The following is a 16,014-nucleotide window of genomic DNA, read 5'->3' as shown; positions in this document are numbered from 1 at the left end:
GGAAGAAAAATTGGGCTTGTCAATAATGAACGTTATGAACGTTTTTCCAGAAAGAAGAAAGAGATCAACGACCTATTCGATTTAATTGAAAATTACACTGTTCGCCCTGAAAAGATGGATCCCATGCTAAAAGAGAAGGGGACATCAACACTTTCTCAGCCGGTGAAAGCCAGAACCCTTATTCCTCGACCACAATTAACCATCAATGATCTACTGGCAGCTGATGAAGAATTAAATGGTAAAGTATCTGCAATCACTTCAAACCGAGATGTTTTAGAGCAGGTGGAGATACAGATTAAGTATGAAGGCTATATCAAACGTGAGTTTGAAATGGTTGAAGAGATCAGTAATAAAGAGAATGCCGCTATTCCCGAAAAGATCGATTACCATAAAATTAAAAGCCTCTCTTCTGAAGGGCAAAGCAAGCTGAGTAAAATTCAACCCGAGACCATTGGTCAGGCCTCAAGAATAAGCGGTGTATCTGCAAGTGATATAGCCGTTCTCATGATTTATTTAAAGAATTAAAAAGAATTGTTTCACGTGAAACATCAAATTGAAGAGTTAAAGGTTGACAAAGAAACACTTGCCAATGTAAGGGAATTGTACTCAAGGCGCAGTGAACTTCTTGAGTTGTATATAGACCAATTGCTCGAATGGAATTCAAAAATTAATCTTGTGAGCCGCAATGTTTCACGTGAAACAGTCCGTGAGCATGTTGTTCATTCGCTAATTCCCATTGAGCTTGGACTCATTTCGGGCATTGATGAATGGGTGGATTCTGGGACAGGGGGTGGTTTACCAGGAGTACCCTTGGCGATAGTTTTTCCTGAAAAAAAATTCTACCTGAATGACAATGTCCGAAAAAAAATGAGGGCTTTATCTGATATCACGAAAGCTCTAAATTTGGAGAATGTTGAGGTTTTGGCGAAAAGTATATCGTTGGTTGGCCTAAAAACAGGGGCGGGCATTGTGACTAAACATGCATTTAAGATTGACGATTTGCTTCGGCTTACGAAGAAAAAGCCATGGAAAAAAGTAGTTATGTGGAAAGGAGTTGAAGGGGCGTATAAAGAGATGGAGAAAGTACATTCAAAAATTAAATGCACAATCTATTCCTTCCATTTTGACGATGAATTTTATGAAGGAAAGGGATTGGTTGTTCTTGAAAAGTAAATTTCATTTTTTAAGAAATGCTTTCATCTTCATGAGGCTTGTCGAGAAATTGGCAGGCCTTTGTTATTTAAAAAATAAATTTGAGGTTCTATTATGTCGAGGTTAAAAAGTTCGGAACGGCGTCTAAAATTGATTTTAATGCTTCAGGATTCTAAAAAGAAGCTAACCGTAAAGGATTTAGCCGATGAATTTGGGGTAAGTAGAAGGACGATTTTCCGGGATTTTAATTTCCTTTCTGATATAAACGTTCCGGTTACCTGGGATGAGTATAGTGGATATGGTGTGATTGAAGGGTATAGGATACCGCCTTTGATGTTCAATTCAAGGGAGCTGGCTACTATTATGGTTGGGTTGAACTTCGTGAAGTCACAAGTCGATAAAAATCTTGTAGATGATGCAAAAGGTGTAGAGCTAAAAATTAAAAATGTGTTGCCTGATGATTTGAAACAGTTTATGGAATCTCTGGACGACAGAACGGTAGTTGATCCGTTTTTACATTTTGGGGCAGACAAAAAGGTAGGAGGGAACTGGTATTTGCTGAGCAGCGCAATTTCCCAAAAAAAGAGAATCGAGTTTATTTACGAAAGCAAAATGGATGGAGCGGTGAGCAGCCGGACAGTTGACCCGTATCTCTTGGTGTTTTATAGAGACCACTGGAATTTAATTGGATTTTCTCATAAAAGAAGCGCCGTCAGGAATTTTGTATTGGATAGAATGAGTGAAGTGAAAATACTGGACGAAATATTTGACGGAAATGATAAAATTAACGTGGAGGGCCTGATTTTTAATTCTAACGAAACAGGGCAAAAAATAAGGGTAGACATCGATGAGTCGGCAGAGCGCGCATTTAAGGCCAATCTACCGACTAAAATAATTAAGTTGGAGAGGGTTGGGAATAAAAAAATTAAAGTGGAGTTCAAATTTGATAATTTAGACTATTTGAATGATTGGCTTCTACAGTTCGGAAACAATGTGAAAGTTATCAGTCCGGAGAGTCTAAAAAAGAAAAGAGAGAAGACGTTAAAAAAAATGTTAACCGAAATGAAGAGTTAATTATTGAATAGCGTAAAATGCTTCCTTTAAAAATTAGATTAAATATAAAAGGCTCTTAACAGAAGTCTTTTATAAATCTAAAGTGGTGAAATTTTTCTAGCCTCTGGATCGAAAAAAGATAATGATCCCCCTTTGAAGGGGGAAGCGAATGGAGTGAGCAGGGGGATGACTATCTGAGTCTAAAATTGACATTTTCTTGTTTCTGTAATATAAATGATCATCCCCCATACCCCCTTCGAAGGGGGACAGTCAATAGAAAATTTCAATCCCGAACTGACGATAATTAGTTTTTTAAAAAAAATTGATAAGAAATAAAAAAGGCTCCCTTTGAGGAGCCTTTTTTTATATCTATTTGATGCCAGATGTTATTCAACAGTAGGAGCGTCTTCTTCAGAAGTTTCTTCTTCATTAACAACGCGCGTTACTGCCGCAATTTTCCCATCTTCATCGAGGCGCATGATTCTCACACCTTGCGTATTTCGTCCCATGGTTCTGAGGCCTTTACATTGCATCCGGATAATCTTGCCTCTTTCAGTAATGACCATCAGGTCATCTTTATCCGAAACTTCTTTCAAAGCAATAAGATTACCGGTTTTAGGAGTAACTTTAAGAGTGATTACACCCTTACCGCCCCGGCTCTGCTCGCGATAATCATCAACCAATGAGCGTTTTCCGTAACCATTTTCTGAAATGGCGAGAACTGTAGCTTCATGAGTGTTTTTGATGACAACCATATCAACCAGTTCATCATCTTTATCCAGATTCATTCCCCGAACACCTGAAGTATTTCTCCCCATTTCACGTGCTTCTTCTTCGTGGAACCGAATAGCACGCCCTTTTTTATTGGCCAGGATAATATTGCTTTCTCCATCAGTTAATGCAGCTTCAAGCAGGCTGTCATCTTCTTTAATGTTGATGGCAATAATTCCATCTCGGCGCGGACGGCTGTAAGCCTCGAGAGAAGTCTTTTTAACCTGCCCCTGTTTTGTAGACATGATGATGGAGTGTGACTTTATGTACTCATCATCATCCAGAGTTTTAACAGGTACAAATGTTTTGATACAATCATCTTTCTCAATATCGATCAAGTTGACAATTGCCCGGCCTCTTGCCAATCTGGATCCTTCAGGTATTTCATAAACCTTCAGCCAGTAACAGTTACCCTTCTCTGTAAAGAACAGGATATAGTTATGGTTAGTGGCAACAAACAGATGTTCTACATATTCGTCGTCTTTGGTTGTGGTACCTTTCATTCCTTTACCGCCGCGCCGTTGTCTGCGATATCCGCTTACGGGCATTCGTTTAATGAAACCTTTATTGGAAATGGTAACAACAACATCCTCATCGGCAATCATGTCCTCAATATTGAAATCATCGGCAGAGTATACAATCTGGGTTCGTCTTTCATCTCCGTAACGACCTTTCAACTCGAGTAGCTCTTTTTTGATGATTTCATTTTGTTCATCACGATTAGAAAGAATTTCTCTATAATCCGAAATTTGAGATGCAATATCCCGATACTCAGTATCAATTTTATCGCGCTCAAGTCCGGTTAGCTTTTGAAGACGCATATCCAGAATAGCTTTTGCCTGTATATCGGTGAGGGCAAATTTTCTGCGTAACTCCGTATTGGCTTCCTGGGGGTTCTTAGATGCTCGAATTGTCTTAATTACTTCATCAAGATTATCGAGAGCAATTTTAAGACCTTCAAGGATATGCGCGCGAGCTTCGGCCTGATCTAAATCATAAATCGTGCGTCGAATAATAACCTCAACACGATGCTCAATAAATCGTGTAATTAACTCTTTGAGCGACATTACCTTAGGGCGCCCTTTAACGAGCGCAAGATTAATCACACCAAAAGTTTGTTGCATCTGCGTGTACTTATACAGCTGATTAAGTACAACTCCTGCATTAGCATTACGTTTGAGAATAATTACGATTCTCATTCCCTCGCGATCAGACTCATCACGGATTTCAGAGATTTCTGTAATCTTTTCATCACCAACGAGCTGGGCAACTTTTTGAATCAAAGTAGCCTTGTTAACCTGATAAGGAATTTCAGTAACTACGATCTGTTCCCTGGAATTTCTGAGCTCTTCTACATTTGCACGGGCACGCATTGTAATTTTTCCACGACCGGTAGAATAGGCTTCCTTCACACCTTCATAGCCATAAATAATACCGCCGGTTGGAAAGTCAGGAGCTGTGATATGCTGCATCAACTCCTCTGTTTCAATATCGGGATTATCAATTACGGCAACTGTACCATCAATAACTTCAGTTAAATTATGAGGAGCCATATTGGTAGCCATACCAACCGCTATACCGGATGCACCATTTAACAGAAGGTTGGGCAACATGGCCGGCAGTACAGTAGGTTCGGTTAGTGTATCATCAAAGTTGGTTTGATAATCCACCGTCTCTTTGTTGATGTCTGCCAATAGTTCTTCTGCAATCCGCTGCATACGAACTTCTGTGTACCGCATCGCTGCGGCAGAATCACCATCAATTGAACCAAAGTTGCCTTGTCCGTTAACGAGTGGATACCGAAGAGAGAACTCCTGAACCATCCGCACAATAGAATCATAAACTGCGGAATCACCGTGTGGGTGATACTTACCAAGAACCTCACCAACAATACGGGCACTCTTTTTAAAATTCCGATTATGCAGCATACCGAGATCACTCATACCGTAAAGGATCCGCCGGTGAACAGGCTTTAATCCGTCCCTAACGTCTGGTAATGCACGAGATACAATCACAGACATCGAATAATCGATGTATGACGATTGCATTTCATCTTCAATTGAAATAGGTATAATTTTTTCTGTAGCCATGAATCAGTTTTATCAGATGAATATTTTCTTAAATATCGAGTTGGGCGTATTTGGAATTTCTTTCAATGAATTCCCGGCGAGGTTCAACATCGCCACCCATTAATGTGGAGAACATTTTATCAGCTGCGGCAGCATTTTCTACCGTCACCTGTTGCAGCGTACGGGTTTCAGGATCCATTGTAGTTTCCCAAAGCTGGTCGGGGTTCATCTCACCAAGACCTTTATATCGCGAAACGTCAAATTTTTTCTTCGACTTTTTCAATTCGCGAATTAATTTGTCCCGAGTGTCATCATCCCAAGCGTAATCGATTTGTCCACGTGTAGATGTGATTCTATATAGAGGTGGCGTTGCAATATATACAAAACCATTTTCGATAAGCGGGTGCATATATCTAAAGAAGAATGTGAGCAATAGCGTACGGATGTGAGAACCATCAACATCGGCATCTGTCATGATGATAATTTTATGATACCGCAGTTTATCAAGCTCAAACTCCTCCTCGTGCCCCACACCGGTGCCCAAGGCGGTTATCATCGCTTGTATCTCTTTGTTTTCAAGTATCTTATTGATTTTGGCTTTCTCAACATTCAGGATTTTACCTCTTAATGGGAGAATTGCCTGAAAACTTCGGTTACGTCCCATTTTAGCAGATCCGCCCGCAGAGTCACCCTCAACCAGATAAACTTCACTATGTGCCGGATCTTTAATGGAGCAGTCTGCAAGTTTTCCGGGTAGACCGCCGCCACTCATTACACTTTTTCGTTGAATAAGCTGACGTGCCTTACGGGCAGCTTCACGTGCCTCAGCTGCTACAATTACCTTGTTAAGTATCTTTTTGGCAGTTTTGGGATTTTGCTCCAAATAATCATTGAGTTTCTCATAAACAATAACTTCAACGGCACTTTGAACCTCGGAGTTACCCAGTTTTGTTTTGGTCTGTCCTTCAAATTGAGGTTCTGCAACCTTAACACTCAAAACACAGGTCATACCTTCACGGAAATCTTCGCCGGAGACCTGAATTTTACTGTTTGATTTGATGATGTTGTTTTTATCGGCATAGTTTTTAAAACAGCGGGTAAGTGCTCTTCTAAAACCAGAAATGTGAGTTCCACCTTCGCGCGTGTTAATATTATTAACGTATGAATGCACATTTTCCGAATAACCGTCGTTATACTGAATGGCAAGTTCCACCGGAACATTTTCGACTTCACCGGAAATGTACATCGGCTCTTTCATCAAAGATTCGCGGGACTCATCCAGGTATTGAACGAAATCTTTAACACCGCCGGCAAAATGAAACTCAACATGATGAGAATCACTGTCCTCTTCCTCACGCTCGTCAATAATTTCAACAGTTATTTCCGGATTCAGAAATGCGAGTTCCCGCATACGATCGGCAATGATGTTGAATTTAAACTCAGTTGTTTGAGTAAAAATCTCAGGATCGGGCTTAAACTTTATTGTGGTTCCGGTAACTTTGGTTTTACCAACTTCCTGGAGCGGTGTTGTGGTAAAACCACGCTCAAATTCCATCATGTAAATTTTACCGTCACGATGGATTTCAGCACTAAACTGGACGGCAAGAGCATTTACACAACTGACTCCAACACCGTGAAGTCCACCTGATACTTTATAAGAATCTTTATCAAACTTGCCGCCGGCATGGAGTTTGGTTAGTACAACCTCAACAGCAGGCATGTTTAATTTTGAATGCATATCTACAGGAATACCACGTCCGTTGTCGGAGATGGTAATCGAATCATCATCATGAACGATTACTTTAATGTGGTCGCAATATCCTGCAAGTGCCTCATCAATAGAGTTGTCAACAACTTCGTTGATCAGGTGATGAAGGCCGCGCTGACCGGTGTCGCCAATATACATTGATGGGCGTTTACGAACAGCTTCAAGACCTTCTAATACCTGAATATTGGAAGCTTTATAGTCAGATCCTTTCTTCTTTGCCATAAATGGGGTTGAGTGTGGTTAAAAATAGCCTCTTAGACGGTGGAAAATAGCGCAAGATCGGGCAAAATCAAAACAAGGAATGGGTATATGTGCCTTTTTGTAACATCTCCTTAAAATGGGCGATTTTGGAGTGCAAAGCGGGGTGATTAATGAATGAAAGTTGGACCCGAATGTTCAATCAAAAATAATATGCAAAAAAGCATTGAATTTAAAACCAAATCCCCTTAATTTTGGTGTCTATCGAAAAACCAGCTAAGTAATCAAATTATGGCACGCAAGGACGATATTACAGGACAAAAGCCGCTGAACGGTTATCGCTCTTCTAAAGCGAATAACAAAACGAAGCACCGTTTTCATTTGAATTTGAAAAAGCGTCGATTCTATATTCCTGAAGAAGATCGGTGGGTAACACTGAAGGTTTCAAATAAAACCCTCCGTACAATTAACAAGAAGGGAATTTCTGCAGTTTTGAAAGAGGCCAGAAAAAAAGGAACACTTTTAAAAGAGGTATAAACAATGGCGAAAGGTAATCGCATCCAGGTAATTTTGGAATGTACTGAAAAACCGGGCAGTTCGCGGTATGTTACGACAAAGAACCGTCGGAATACAACAGACCGTCTTGAATTGAAAAAATACAATCCGGTACTTAGAAAGCACACAATCCATAAAGAAATTAAATAAACCCAACCATGGCGAAAAGACAAGCATTTGGTGAAGAAGCTCAGGCGCTGAAACAATCTCAGCGTAAAATGGCGAAGGTTATCATCTCTACAAAAAATGAGCGCGGTAAATATGCATTCAAAGAAACGATGATGAACCAGGATGACGTAAAAGAATTTATCAGTAAAAGTAAATCGTAAAAAGATTTATTATTGATTTTGTAGAAAAGGTTGCATCCCGAACGGATGGAACCTTTTTTTTTGCTTACATTTGACAGTAGTTTCAATTTCAAAAAAGAGGAGAAGGTTTTATGAGTATTAAAGAGACCATAATGGACGATCTGAAGGAAGCTATGAAAGCCCAAGAGGCCGATAAGCTTCGGGTGCTTCGTTCTTTGAAGGCAAAAATTTTGGAAAAAGAGATCAGTGAGCGGAAAGGCGGTGAATCATCAATTACTGATGAACAGGTAACTGAGGTCCTGATGAAAGCGGCAAAACAGCGAAAAGAGTCTATTGATCAGTTTGAGCAGGGCGGCCGTGACGATCTTGTTGAAAAAGAAAAACAGGAGCTTAGTATCATTGAATCTTACTTACCTGAAATGATGGACGATGACGCCATCAGAAAAGAGGTTCAAAAACAGATGGAAGAAATGGGTGCAAGTTCCATGGCCGATATGGGAAAGTTGATGGGCGTTATGATGTCTAAGCTGAAAGGTAAGGCGGAAGGTGGAGATGTCAGCCGGATTGTCAAAGAGGAACTATCCAAATAGAAAAAAATGAATCTCCTCGATTTCTTTATCGTGATACCCATTGGCTATTTTGCGTATCGCGGTTTTAAGAGCGGAGTCATTCACGAAGTGCTCAACATCGCAGGAATAGTTTTAGCTGTTTTCATCACCTTTAAGTATATGGATGAAGCCTCCGCTATGTTCAGGCCTTTGTTCGATAATCCCGATTATGCTATTGTTGCAGCCGGTATATTTTTATTTGTGATCACCGTAGGGACAGTTCAGGCGATAGCATATGCTACGCAAAAACTACTTGAAGTGATTAAGCTCAACATGATTAACCGACTCGCCGGTTTGGCTTTTGGTGCATTAAAATCCGGTATTGTTATCAGTGCTATACTGCTTTTAATGGCCGGATTTAATTTGCCGGGAGAACAAAGCAGAAATGAATCAATTTCCTACTCTTATGTTATCTATGTAGCTCCCATGGCTTTCGACTTAGTGGCTAAAGTATACCCGGGAACCGAAAATTTTATAGAAACGATTGATCGGACAATCGAAGAAAATAATCCGATAAAATCATTACCAATATTTGAAGATTTAAGTATATGAGTTTTCCATCAGTAGAAGAACAATTGAATGTAATTAAAAGGGGTACAGTAGAAATTGTGCCCGAAGACGATCTTGTCGAAAAGCTGAAAAAGTCCAGAAAGGAGAACAAGCCTCTGCGAATTAAACTTGGCTGTGATCCAACCCGGCCCGATTTACATCTTGGTCACTCTGTTATTCTAAGAAAACTGAGACAGTTTCAGGATCTGGGGCACCAAGTTATACTTATTATCGGTGATTTCACTGCACTGATTGGAGATCCGACAGGCCAGAATAAAACCCGCCCGTCACTCACTGAAGAAGAGATCAAAGAAAACGCACGAACCTACCTTGACCAGGCCGGAAAAATTCTGATCGGTGAGAAAACCGAGATCGTATACAACTCTGATTGGCTGAGTGACATGAAGTTTCAGGATGTAATTTTGCTTAGTTCAAAAATGACGGTAGCCCGGATGATTGAGCGGGATGATTTTTCAAAGAGATATAAGAACAACGAGTCGATTTCACTTCACGAATTTCTCTATCCACTGGCACAGGGCCAGGACTCTGTTTATCTAAAATCCGATGTAGAGCTTGGTGGAACGGACCAGAAATTTAACCTGCTTGTTGGGCGTGATTTGCAGAAAGATGACGGCCAGGATCCACAGGTTTGTCTGATGATGCCGCTGCTCGTCGGAACGGACGGATCGATGAAAATGAGTAAATCATACGATAACTACATTGGGATAGATGAGCCTGCTAATGACATGTACGGCAAATCTTTGTCTATTCCGGATGATCTGATGTATTCGTACTACGAACTGGTTACCGACATCTCTACAGATGAGCTGGAATCAGTTAAGGAGCGTATTGAAAAAGATCCTCGCAATACGAAGCACGACCTGGCATTCACCATCACTCGAATGTACCATGGAGAACAGGCAGCGAAAGACGCCCGGAAATATTTTGAGCAGACGGTGATCAACAAGAATATACCTGATGATGCACCGGAACTTACTTTTGAGGCCGGATCAACCCACAGGCTTTTAGATATCATTTCAGATGCGAACCTGACATCAAGTAATGGTGAAACCAAGCGAATGATGAAGCAGGGTGGCGTTACACTGGATGATGATAAAATTAAGAGCCCGGGATATGAAATCACCTTTCAACCGGGTGATGAATTTGCTCTAAAAGTAGGTAAGAGAAATTTTGCTAAATTAAAGGCAGAATAAACAATAAACCGTGGCCGGTACTGATTGATAATTGACCGGCTTATTATGAACCCGATAAACCATGGGAACACATTTTTCCGGATCTAATTCTGAAATAAATACTCTGAATGCCTTCATCAAGATTATGCGGGCAACAGATTCTCTTAGCAACAGGTTGAATCGGCATCTTGCTGAGGCGAATCTGACAGAGAGTCAATTCGGCACACTTGAAGCACTTCACCATTTAGGCCCTCTCAATCAGCGATCTATTGGAGAGAAAATTTTGAAGAGTGGCGGAAACATAACCATGGTTGTGGATAATCTGGAGAAGCAGGGTTATGTAAAAAGGAAAAAAGATCCCAATGATCGCCGTGCAGTACTGATACACCTAACCCCATCCGGAAAGAAATTTATTGAAGAGTTCTTCCCCAAGCACCTGGGGAAAATCAAAGAGGAGTTCTCTGTATTTACAGAGAAAGAGAAAAAAGAACTGGCCCGATTGTGTAAAAAACTGGGAGTTAAAGAAGATTCCTAAAGAGCTTCTGTAGATCTGTAAGGAAATTCACTTTCCTGTTTCTTACAGGTATGAGTGGCTCTGTAAGATACCGATTCCCCACCGCTTCATACCCGGCACTACGGGTTATGATTTTGATGATGTTAGGGATATCCTGCGGATATTTATCTAATCTCACCCTGTTCAATTCAGGTCTGATATTTACTATAATTCTACTTTTGTGGGTTATAACGGAATTTTTGCTGAGAAAAGTAAAAATTACTCTTTCATCTCGACTATCTACAATTCTCTACCTGCTCATTATATTTTCGGCTTCCTTTTTATGGTTTAAAGTCGCTGATCATAATCTTCATAAAACAGTTGATGATGCAGAATTTTTAAAGCTCTATGCATGGGAAAACGTAGAGTTAGAAGGAACCATAAAAGAAAAGGGGTATTCCGCTAGCGGAAAGAGAGTTTATGTAGCTGAAGTATCTCAAAGCAGGCTGGAAGAGGGGCTGATATCTTTAAGAAATTACAGAATCAGGCTGTATGATGATCAATTTGAAACAAGAGATCTGCAAACAGGCAGCTCATTCAGGGCAATTGTTAAACTTTACGAATTCCCTGAAAGAAGAAATCCACATGATTTTGACTATGGAGGTTGGCTTCACAGTCAAAAAATAGTGGCACACGGTGAATTATCAGAGCTTATTGAAAAAAGCACATCACAGGCGATTTTTAGCTGGATAAATCTAAGGGGTTACGTACAGAAAAATATAGACGCTCTTTTTGACCCTCAAATCGCACCCATGGCAAAAGCCCTGTTTTTGGGCTATAAAGAGGAGATAAGTGAAGTCACCCGGAAAAATTTCTCCAGGTCCGGTTTGTCGCACATTATGGCAGTATCAGGTTTACATGTGGGCTTTATTGTAGCTCCAATTTGGTTCATTATACCGTTTTTATGGACCAGAAGGTGGGGAAAATGGGCCGGTTTAATTCTATTGACTGTACTGCTAATTGGCTATTCAGGATTAACAGGTTTTAGTGCTTCGGTTAGCAGGGCGTCACTCATGGCTTGGCTTATAACATATGGGAAACTTTTCAATAAAGTTCGCAACTCTATAAATCTGACTGCCGGTGCAGCCATAATTTTGCTCATGATAAATCCATATCAACTGTTTGATGTTGGCTTTCAGCTTTCATTTGGGGCGGTTTTTACAATACTTTTGCTAATGCCGGAAGCACAGCGAATAATACCCGCCCGATATCGCTATGGCAAAATTGGAGCATTTGCTACAATTGTGATTATTTCTGTGGTGGTCCAGGCCGGTCTGTTTCCAATCCTTACTTACTACTTTGGAGAGTTCTCAATTGCGGGGCCTATCGCTAATGCATTTGTAATACCAATCATGACAATTACAGTACCCGCAGGGTTAGTGATGTCTTTACTTCCTATTTCACTTAGTCGGGTTTTAGCGTACGCAGTAATGCCGGTAGAGTGGAGCTTGGTGTGGATTGAAATCGTGGCTCAAAAAATTGGAGGTAATGAGTGGAGTTATTTTTCGATTTCAAATGAATCGCTCCTGATCTTTCTGTTTTGGATTTTGGTTATTCTATTTCTTGGTTCAATTAGGATACCGGAAGTTAGATGGAAGTTGTTAATTGGCGTTCTGATCGTGTTTAACCTATTTTTGGTTGAACAAATCGTTCAAAAATCTCAACCAAACCCTCTGCGGGTCACGTTTTTGGATGTAGGACAGGGTGATGCCATACATATTCAAACGCCATCAGATAAACATATTTTAGTAGACGTTGGCAGGTGGAGTCCGGGATATGATAGCGGCTCGAATACGATTACTCCATATTTGAAACAAATCGGAGTGGAAAAAATAGACGCAATAATATTATCACACCCGCATGCAGATCATATAGGAGGAATTGTATCGCTACTGAATGAATTTGATGTGTCGGGTATCTATCAAAGCAGTTACGAGTATGAAAGTCAGCTATACAGTAACTATATAAAAACGGCAGATGAATTGGGCGTGCCTGTTAAAAATATTTTTGCAGGTGAGCTCCCGGAAATCGATGATAACCTGCGCTTTTACATATTGGGTCCCATGCTAAAAGAGGCTAAACCCTCTAGTGCAAATAATTATTCTGTGGTTGTAAAGGCGGTGTATGGCGATCGATCAGTATTACTGACGGGAGATGCCGAAAAAGGACAGGAGAGGGAATTGGTAAACATCTATGGAGATTTTTTAAAATCAGATCTCTACAAAATGGGTCATCATGGTAGCAGAACGAGCTCAACGGAAAACTTTCTTGAAAAAGTAAACCCTGAATTATCTGTTGCTTCGTTGGCATTCAGAAACAGATTTCGCCATCCCAACCTTGAATCAGTGACCCGCTTAAGCAACTATAGCGAAAAAAATTACTACACAAGTTTAGAAGGTGCAGTTGTTATTGTGACAGACGGAAAAAATTTACAGAAGATAGATTGGAAATAAACCCACAGCTGCCCAAAACATTTCGAAGTTCTTACTATAATCGTTTCTGTTTAAATAATTTTCAACGATAATCTATCCCTCTTATTTCTTCTCGCAGAATTACGTAGATGAACCCGCTGAGCCCCGCAGAAAATTTTTATAAATTTGCGCTTAACTCTGCGATAATCTGCGAGAAAAGAAACAGATGTTGTTAAGGGCTTTCAACCTCTTTTAATTTCATTAATCATTTAGAGAGTTGTTATATAAAGCAAAAAAAGAAGTTTGACCGTGGGGTATCGAAGGTGTAATTTCATCAAGTGAAAAAATTAAAGAATAAGTAATTATGTCAGATAAGGAACGACTGAGTTTCGAAGAAGCTTTAGAACAGTTGGAAGCAATAGTAGAAAAACTCAACGATAAGGAAATATCACTCGAAGAGTCCGTGGCCTTGTATGAAGAAGGTCAAAAGCTTTCTAAAATATGTTCTGAAACACTGGAAAGCGCTGCGTTAAAAATCGAAAAAATTGATCAAACAAATAGCGCCCCTGAAAATGAGTAGCGGTACTTATGGAAACATACAAGCCAACTCCCGGCCCTTTTTTAGCAAAAATATCATCACCGAATGATCTGAAAAAGCTCTCTCCGAAACAGCTTCAGGATGTATGTGATGAGCTAAGAGAATACATAATCGATTCTGTATCTGTTCATGGAGGCCATTTTGGCGCCAGTTTGGGTGTGGTTGAGCTAACGGTTGCATTACACTACGTATACGATACTCCAAAGGATAAGCTCGTGTGGGATGTTGGTCATCAAGCTTATGGCCATAAGATTTTGACCGGAAGAAGGGAACAGTTCCATACGAACAGAAAGTATAACGGACTATCCGGTTTTCCGAAAAGATCAGAAAGTGAATATGATGCTTTTGGAGTAGGTCACTCAAGTACATCCATATCTGCAGCTTTAGGAATGGCCGTTGCCTCAGATTTAAATAAAGAGGGTAAAAAAGCCGTTGCTGTTATTGGCGACGGTGCAATGACCGGCGGTATGGCGTTTGAAGCGCTGAATAATGCAGGAGCCCAAAAGTCAGATATATTGGTAGTTCTGAATGATAACAATATGTCGATTGATCCCAATGTTGGAGCTCTGAAGGAGTATTTGGCAGATATTACTACCAGTAAGACATTTAACAAAATGCGTGATGAGATCTATGATCTGCTGGGACATTTTAAATCTGCCGGTGAAAAAATGCGAAAAGTGGCTTCCAAGCTCGAGAAAGCCATGACAGCCGCCATTACTCCCGGCGCACTTTTTCAGGCGTTGGGTTTTAAATATTACGGCCCCGTTGACGGACACAATGTTGATGCACTTCGAAGACATTTAGAAGATCTTAAAACTGTTTCAGGTCCCAAATTACTGCATATCGTAACGGTGAAGGGAAAAGGGTTTGCACCTGCAGAACGAGAACAAACGAAGTGGCATGCCCAAAGCAGTCCGTTTGACAAGATAACCGGAAATCCATTATCCAAACCGAAGTCAAATGATAAGCTGCCGCCAAAGTATCAGGATGTATTTGGAGACGCTTTGGTGGAACTGGCTGATGAAAACAAGGATATTGTAGCTATTACTCCGGCCATGCCAAGCGGTTCCAGCCTATGGCCCATGATGAATGCCTATCCGGATCGATCGTTTGATGTGGGTATTGCAGAGCAACATGCAGTAACGTTTGCTGCAGGACTTGCTACAGAGGGGAAAAAAGCTTTTGCGGCTCTTTACTCAACGTTTTTGCAGCGGGCTTATGATCAGGTTATACATGATGTATCCATTCAGAAATTACCCGTTGTTTTCTGCATCGACAGGGCCGGGCTTGTTGGAGCTGATGGCCCCACGCATCATGGGCTCTATGACGTTTCATATCTTCGGGCTATACCAAATATGATTGTATCTTCACCGATGGATGAGCAGGAGTTGCGGGATATGATGTATACCGCCTCAAAATATTATGATGCCGCCTGGGCCATACGATATCCGAGGGGAAGGGCTACCGGAATGAAAAGCCGAGAGGAATTCCTGGACGTTGAGATTGGAAAGGGTCGAATGATTGAAGAAGGGGATAGCGTTGCTATTCTAAGTTTTGGGCCGATTGGTAAATATGTGGTTGAAGCATCTGGAAAGCTGAAAGAAGATCAAATCTACATAGGCCATTTCGATATGCGGTACGCCAAACCATTAGACACTCAATTGATCGATATCATCCTCTCGAAGTACGATCACATAATCACTTTAGAAGACGGCACAAAACTAGGTGGTTTTGGCTCCGCAGTTGCAGAATATGTTGCTGAAAAAGGCGCCGGTGTTCCTGTGAAAATTATGGGAGTACCGGACAAAATTATTGAGCATGGCTCACAGAGAGAGCTGCACGATGAAGTGGGCATTGGACCCGAAGGGATCGCAGATACAGTGAAAAAATTACTTGGAATAAAAATTGCCTGATCCGAAATCCTTATCTTAGTTTCTGAATTAATAATTGATCAGAAAAATATCTACTCCATTGTCTTACACGCTTGACGACTTCGATTACCACCTGCCTGAAGAACTTATCGCTCAAAAACCTGCTATTCCAAGAGATCACTCCAGGCTTTTAGTCTATGATCGTAAAACCGGCACTATTAGGGATGATTACTTTTACAATATTGGCAAATATCTTCCTGCAGAAACCTCGCTGGTGGTGAACAACAGTAAGGTTGAAAAGTGTCGGCTGCTTTTTAATGATGACAAAATTGAGATTTTTGTAACCAAAGCTGTAGA

The 16,014-nt window shown here is 40.7% G+C and carries 15 protein-coding genes and 1 pseudogene; 14 read left to right on the top strand and 2 right to left on the bottom strand.

Going from position 1 to position 16,014, the window contains the following annotated elements; all coding sequences use genetic code 11:
• From ACESM0_RS08290 to ACESM0_RS08280, 3 genes and pseudogenes are all read left to right on the top strand, one after another.
• Window positions 1-525: pseudogene (locus tag ACESM0_RS08290) on the top strand (tRNA uridine-5-carboxymethylaminomethyl(34) synthesis enzyme MnmG); the annotation flags it as partial.
• A 15-nt stretch (window positions 526-540) separates the two neighbouring features.
• Complete coding sequence (locus ACESM0_RS08285) at window positions 541-1,173, top strand: 16S rRNA (guanine(527)-N(7))-methyltransferase RsmG (protein ID WP_372905462.1); 633 nt, start codon at window positions 541-543, stop codon at window positions 1,171-1,173.
• A gap of 93 nt (window positions 1,174-1,266) precedes the next feature.
• Window positions 1,267-2,226, top strand: coding sequence for a helix-turn-helix transcriptional regulator (locus ACESM0_RS08280; protein WP_372905460.1), 960 nt, complete (start codon window positions 1,267-1,269; stop codon window positions 2,224-2,226).
• Window positions 2,227-2,591: 365 nt separating this feature from the next.
• On the opposite strand, the gene gyrA is transcribed toward ACESM0_RS08280, so the two are convergent.
• Entirely contained in the window at window positions 2,592-5,066 is a 2,475-nt protein-coding gene (gyrA, locus tag ACESM0_RS08275; protein ID WP_372905458.1) for a DNA gyrase subunit A, read from the bottom strand.
• A gap of 28 nt (window positions 5,067-5,094) precedes the next feature.
• Window positions 5,095-7,035, bottom strand: coding sequence for a DNA topoisomerase (ATP-hydrolyzing) subunit B (gene gyrB / locus ACESM0_RS08270; protein ID WP_372905456.1), 1,941 nt, complete (start codon window positions 7,033-7,035; stop codon window positions 5,095-5,097).
• A gap of 267 nt (window positions 7,036-7,302) precedes the next feature.
• Between gyrB and rpmB the strand changes: the two genes are divergently transcribed.
• The 11 genes from rpmB to ACESM0_RS08215 form a co-directional block, all read left to right on the top strand.
• The gene (gene rpmB / locus ACESM0_RS08265) at window positions 7,303-7,548 is read left to right on the top strand and encodes a 50S ribosomal protein L28 (RefSeq protein ID WP_069131487.1); all 246 of its coding nucleotides are present in this window, start codon (window positions 7,303-7,305) and stop codon (window positions 7,546-7,548) included.
• Window positions 7,549-7,551: 3 nt separating this feature from the next.
• Entirely contained in the window at window positions 7,552-7,716 is a 165-nt protein-coding gene (gene rpmG / locus ACESM0_RS08260; protein WP_101074391.1) for a 50S ribosomal protein L33, read from the top strand.
• 8 nt (window positions 7,717-7,724) lie between these two features.
• Window positions 7,725-7,895 carry a DUF4295 family protein gene (locus ACESM0_RS08255; RefSeq protein WP_372905454.1) on the top strand — a complete coding sequence of 57 codons (171 nt, stop codon included), beginning with the start codon at window positions 7,725-7,727 and terminating at the stop codon, window positions 7,893-7,895.
• Between the two features lie 110 nt (window positions 7,896-8,005).
• Window positions 8,006-8,464 carry a GatB/YqeY domain-containing protein gene (locus tag ACESM0_RS08250; protein WP_372905452.1) on the top strand — a complete coding sequence of 153 codons (459 nt, stop codon included), beginning with the start codon at window positions 8,006-8,008 and terminating at the stop codon, window positions 8,462-8,464.
• A 6-nt stretch (window positions 8,465-8,470) separates the two neighbouring features.
• Window positions 8,471-9,034 (top strand): CvpA family protein, encoded by a 564-nt coding sequence (locus ACESM0_RS08245; RefSeq protein ID WP_372905450.1) that lies wholly within the window; start codon window positions 8,471-8,473, stop codon window positions 9,032-9,034.
• Window positions 9,031-10,245, top strand: a complete 1,215-nt coding sequence (tyrS, locus tag ACESM0_RS08240) for a tyrosine--tRNA ligase (protein ID WP_372905448.1) — start codon at window positions 9,031-9,033, stop codon at window positions 10,243-10,245. The genes ACESM0_RS08245 and tyrS overlap by 4 nt, the downstream gene beginning before the upstream one ends.
• A 61-nt stretch (window positions 10,246-10,306) precedes the next feature.
• Window positions 10,307-10,759 (top strand): MarR family winged helix-turn-helix transcriptional regulator, encoded by a 453-nt coding sequence (locus ACESM0_RS08235; protein ID WP_372905446.1) that lies wholly within the window; start codon window positions 10,307-10,309, stop codon window positions 10,757-10,759.
• A 50-nt stretch (window positions 10,760-10,809) separates the two neighbouring features.
• Window positions 10,810-13,230: a DNA internalization-related competence protein ComEC/Rec2 gene (locus tag ACESM0_RS08230; protein WP_372905444.1), complete on the top strand. Its 2,421-nt coding sequence runs from the start codon at window positions 10,810-10,812 to the stop codon at window positions 13,228-13,230.
• A 322-nt stretch (window positions 13,231-13,552) separates the two neighbouring features.
• Window positions 13,553-13,768: an exodeoxyribonuclease VII small subunit gene (gene xseB, locus ACESM0_RS08225; protein WP_372905442.1), complete on the top strand. Its 216-nt coding sequence runs from the start codon at window positions 13,553-13,555 to the stop codon at window positions 13,766-13,768.
• Window positions 13,769-13,776: 8 nt separating this feature from the next.
• Complete coding sequence (dxs, locus tag ACESM0_RS08220; RefSeq protein ID WP_372905440.1) at window positions 13,777-15,699, top strand: 1-deoxy-D-xylulose-5-phosphate synthase; 1,923 nt, start codon at window positions 13,777-13,779, stop codon at window positions 15,697-15,699.
• Window positions 15,700-15,757: 58 nt separating this feature from the next.
• The coding region (locus ACESM0_RS08215) for an S-adenosylmethionine:tRNA ribosyltransferase-isomerase (protein ID WP_372905438.1) at window positions 15,758-16,014 on the top strand (257 nt) is incomplete at its 3' end.

Origin of the sequence: Rhodohalobacter sp. (assembly GCF_041686455.1) — a bacterium.
Lineage (GTDB): Bacteria > Bacteroidota > Rhodothermia > Balneolales > Balneolaceae > Rhodohalobacter.
Note: the sequence above shows the minus strand (reverse complement) of the source record. Positions and strands in the feature narration are given on the sequence as shown.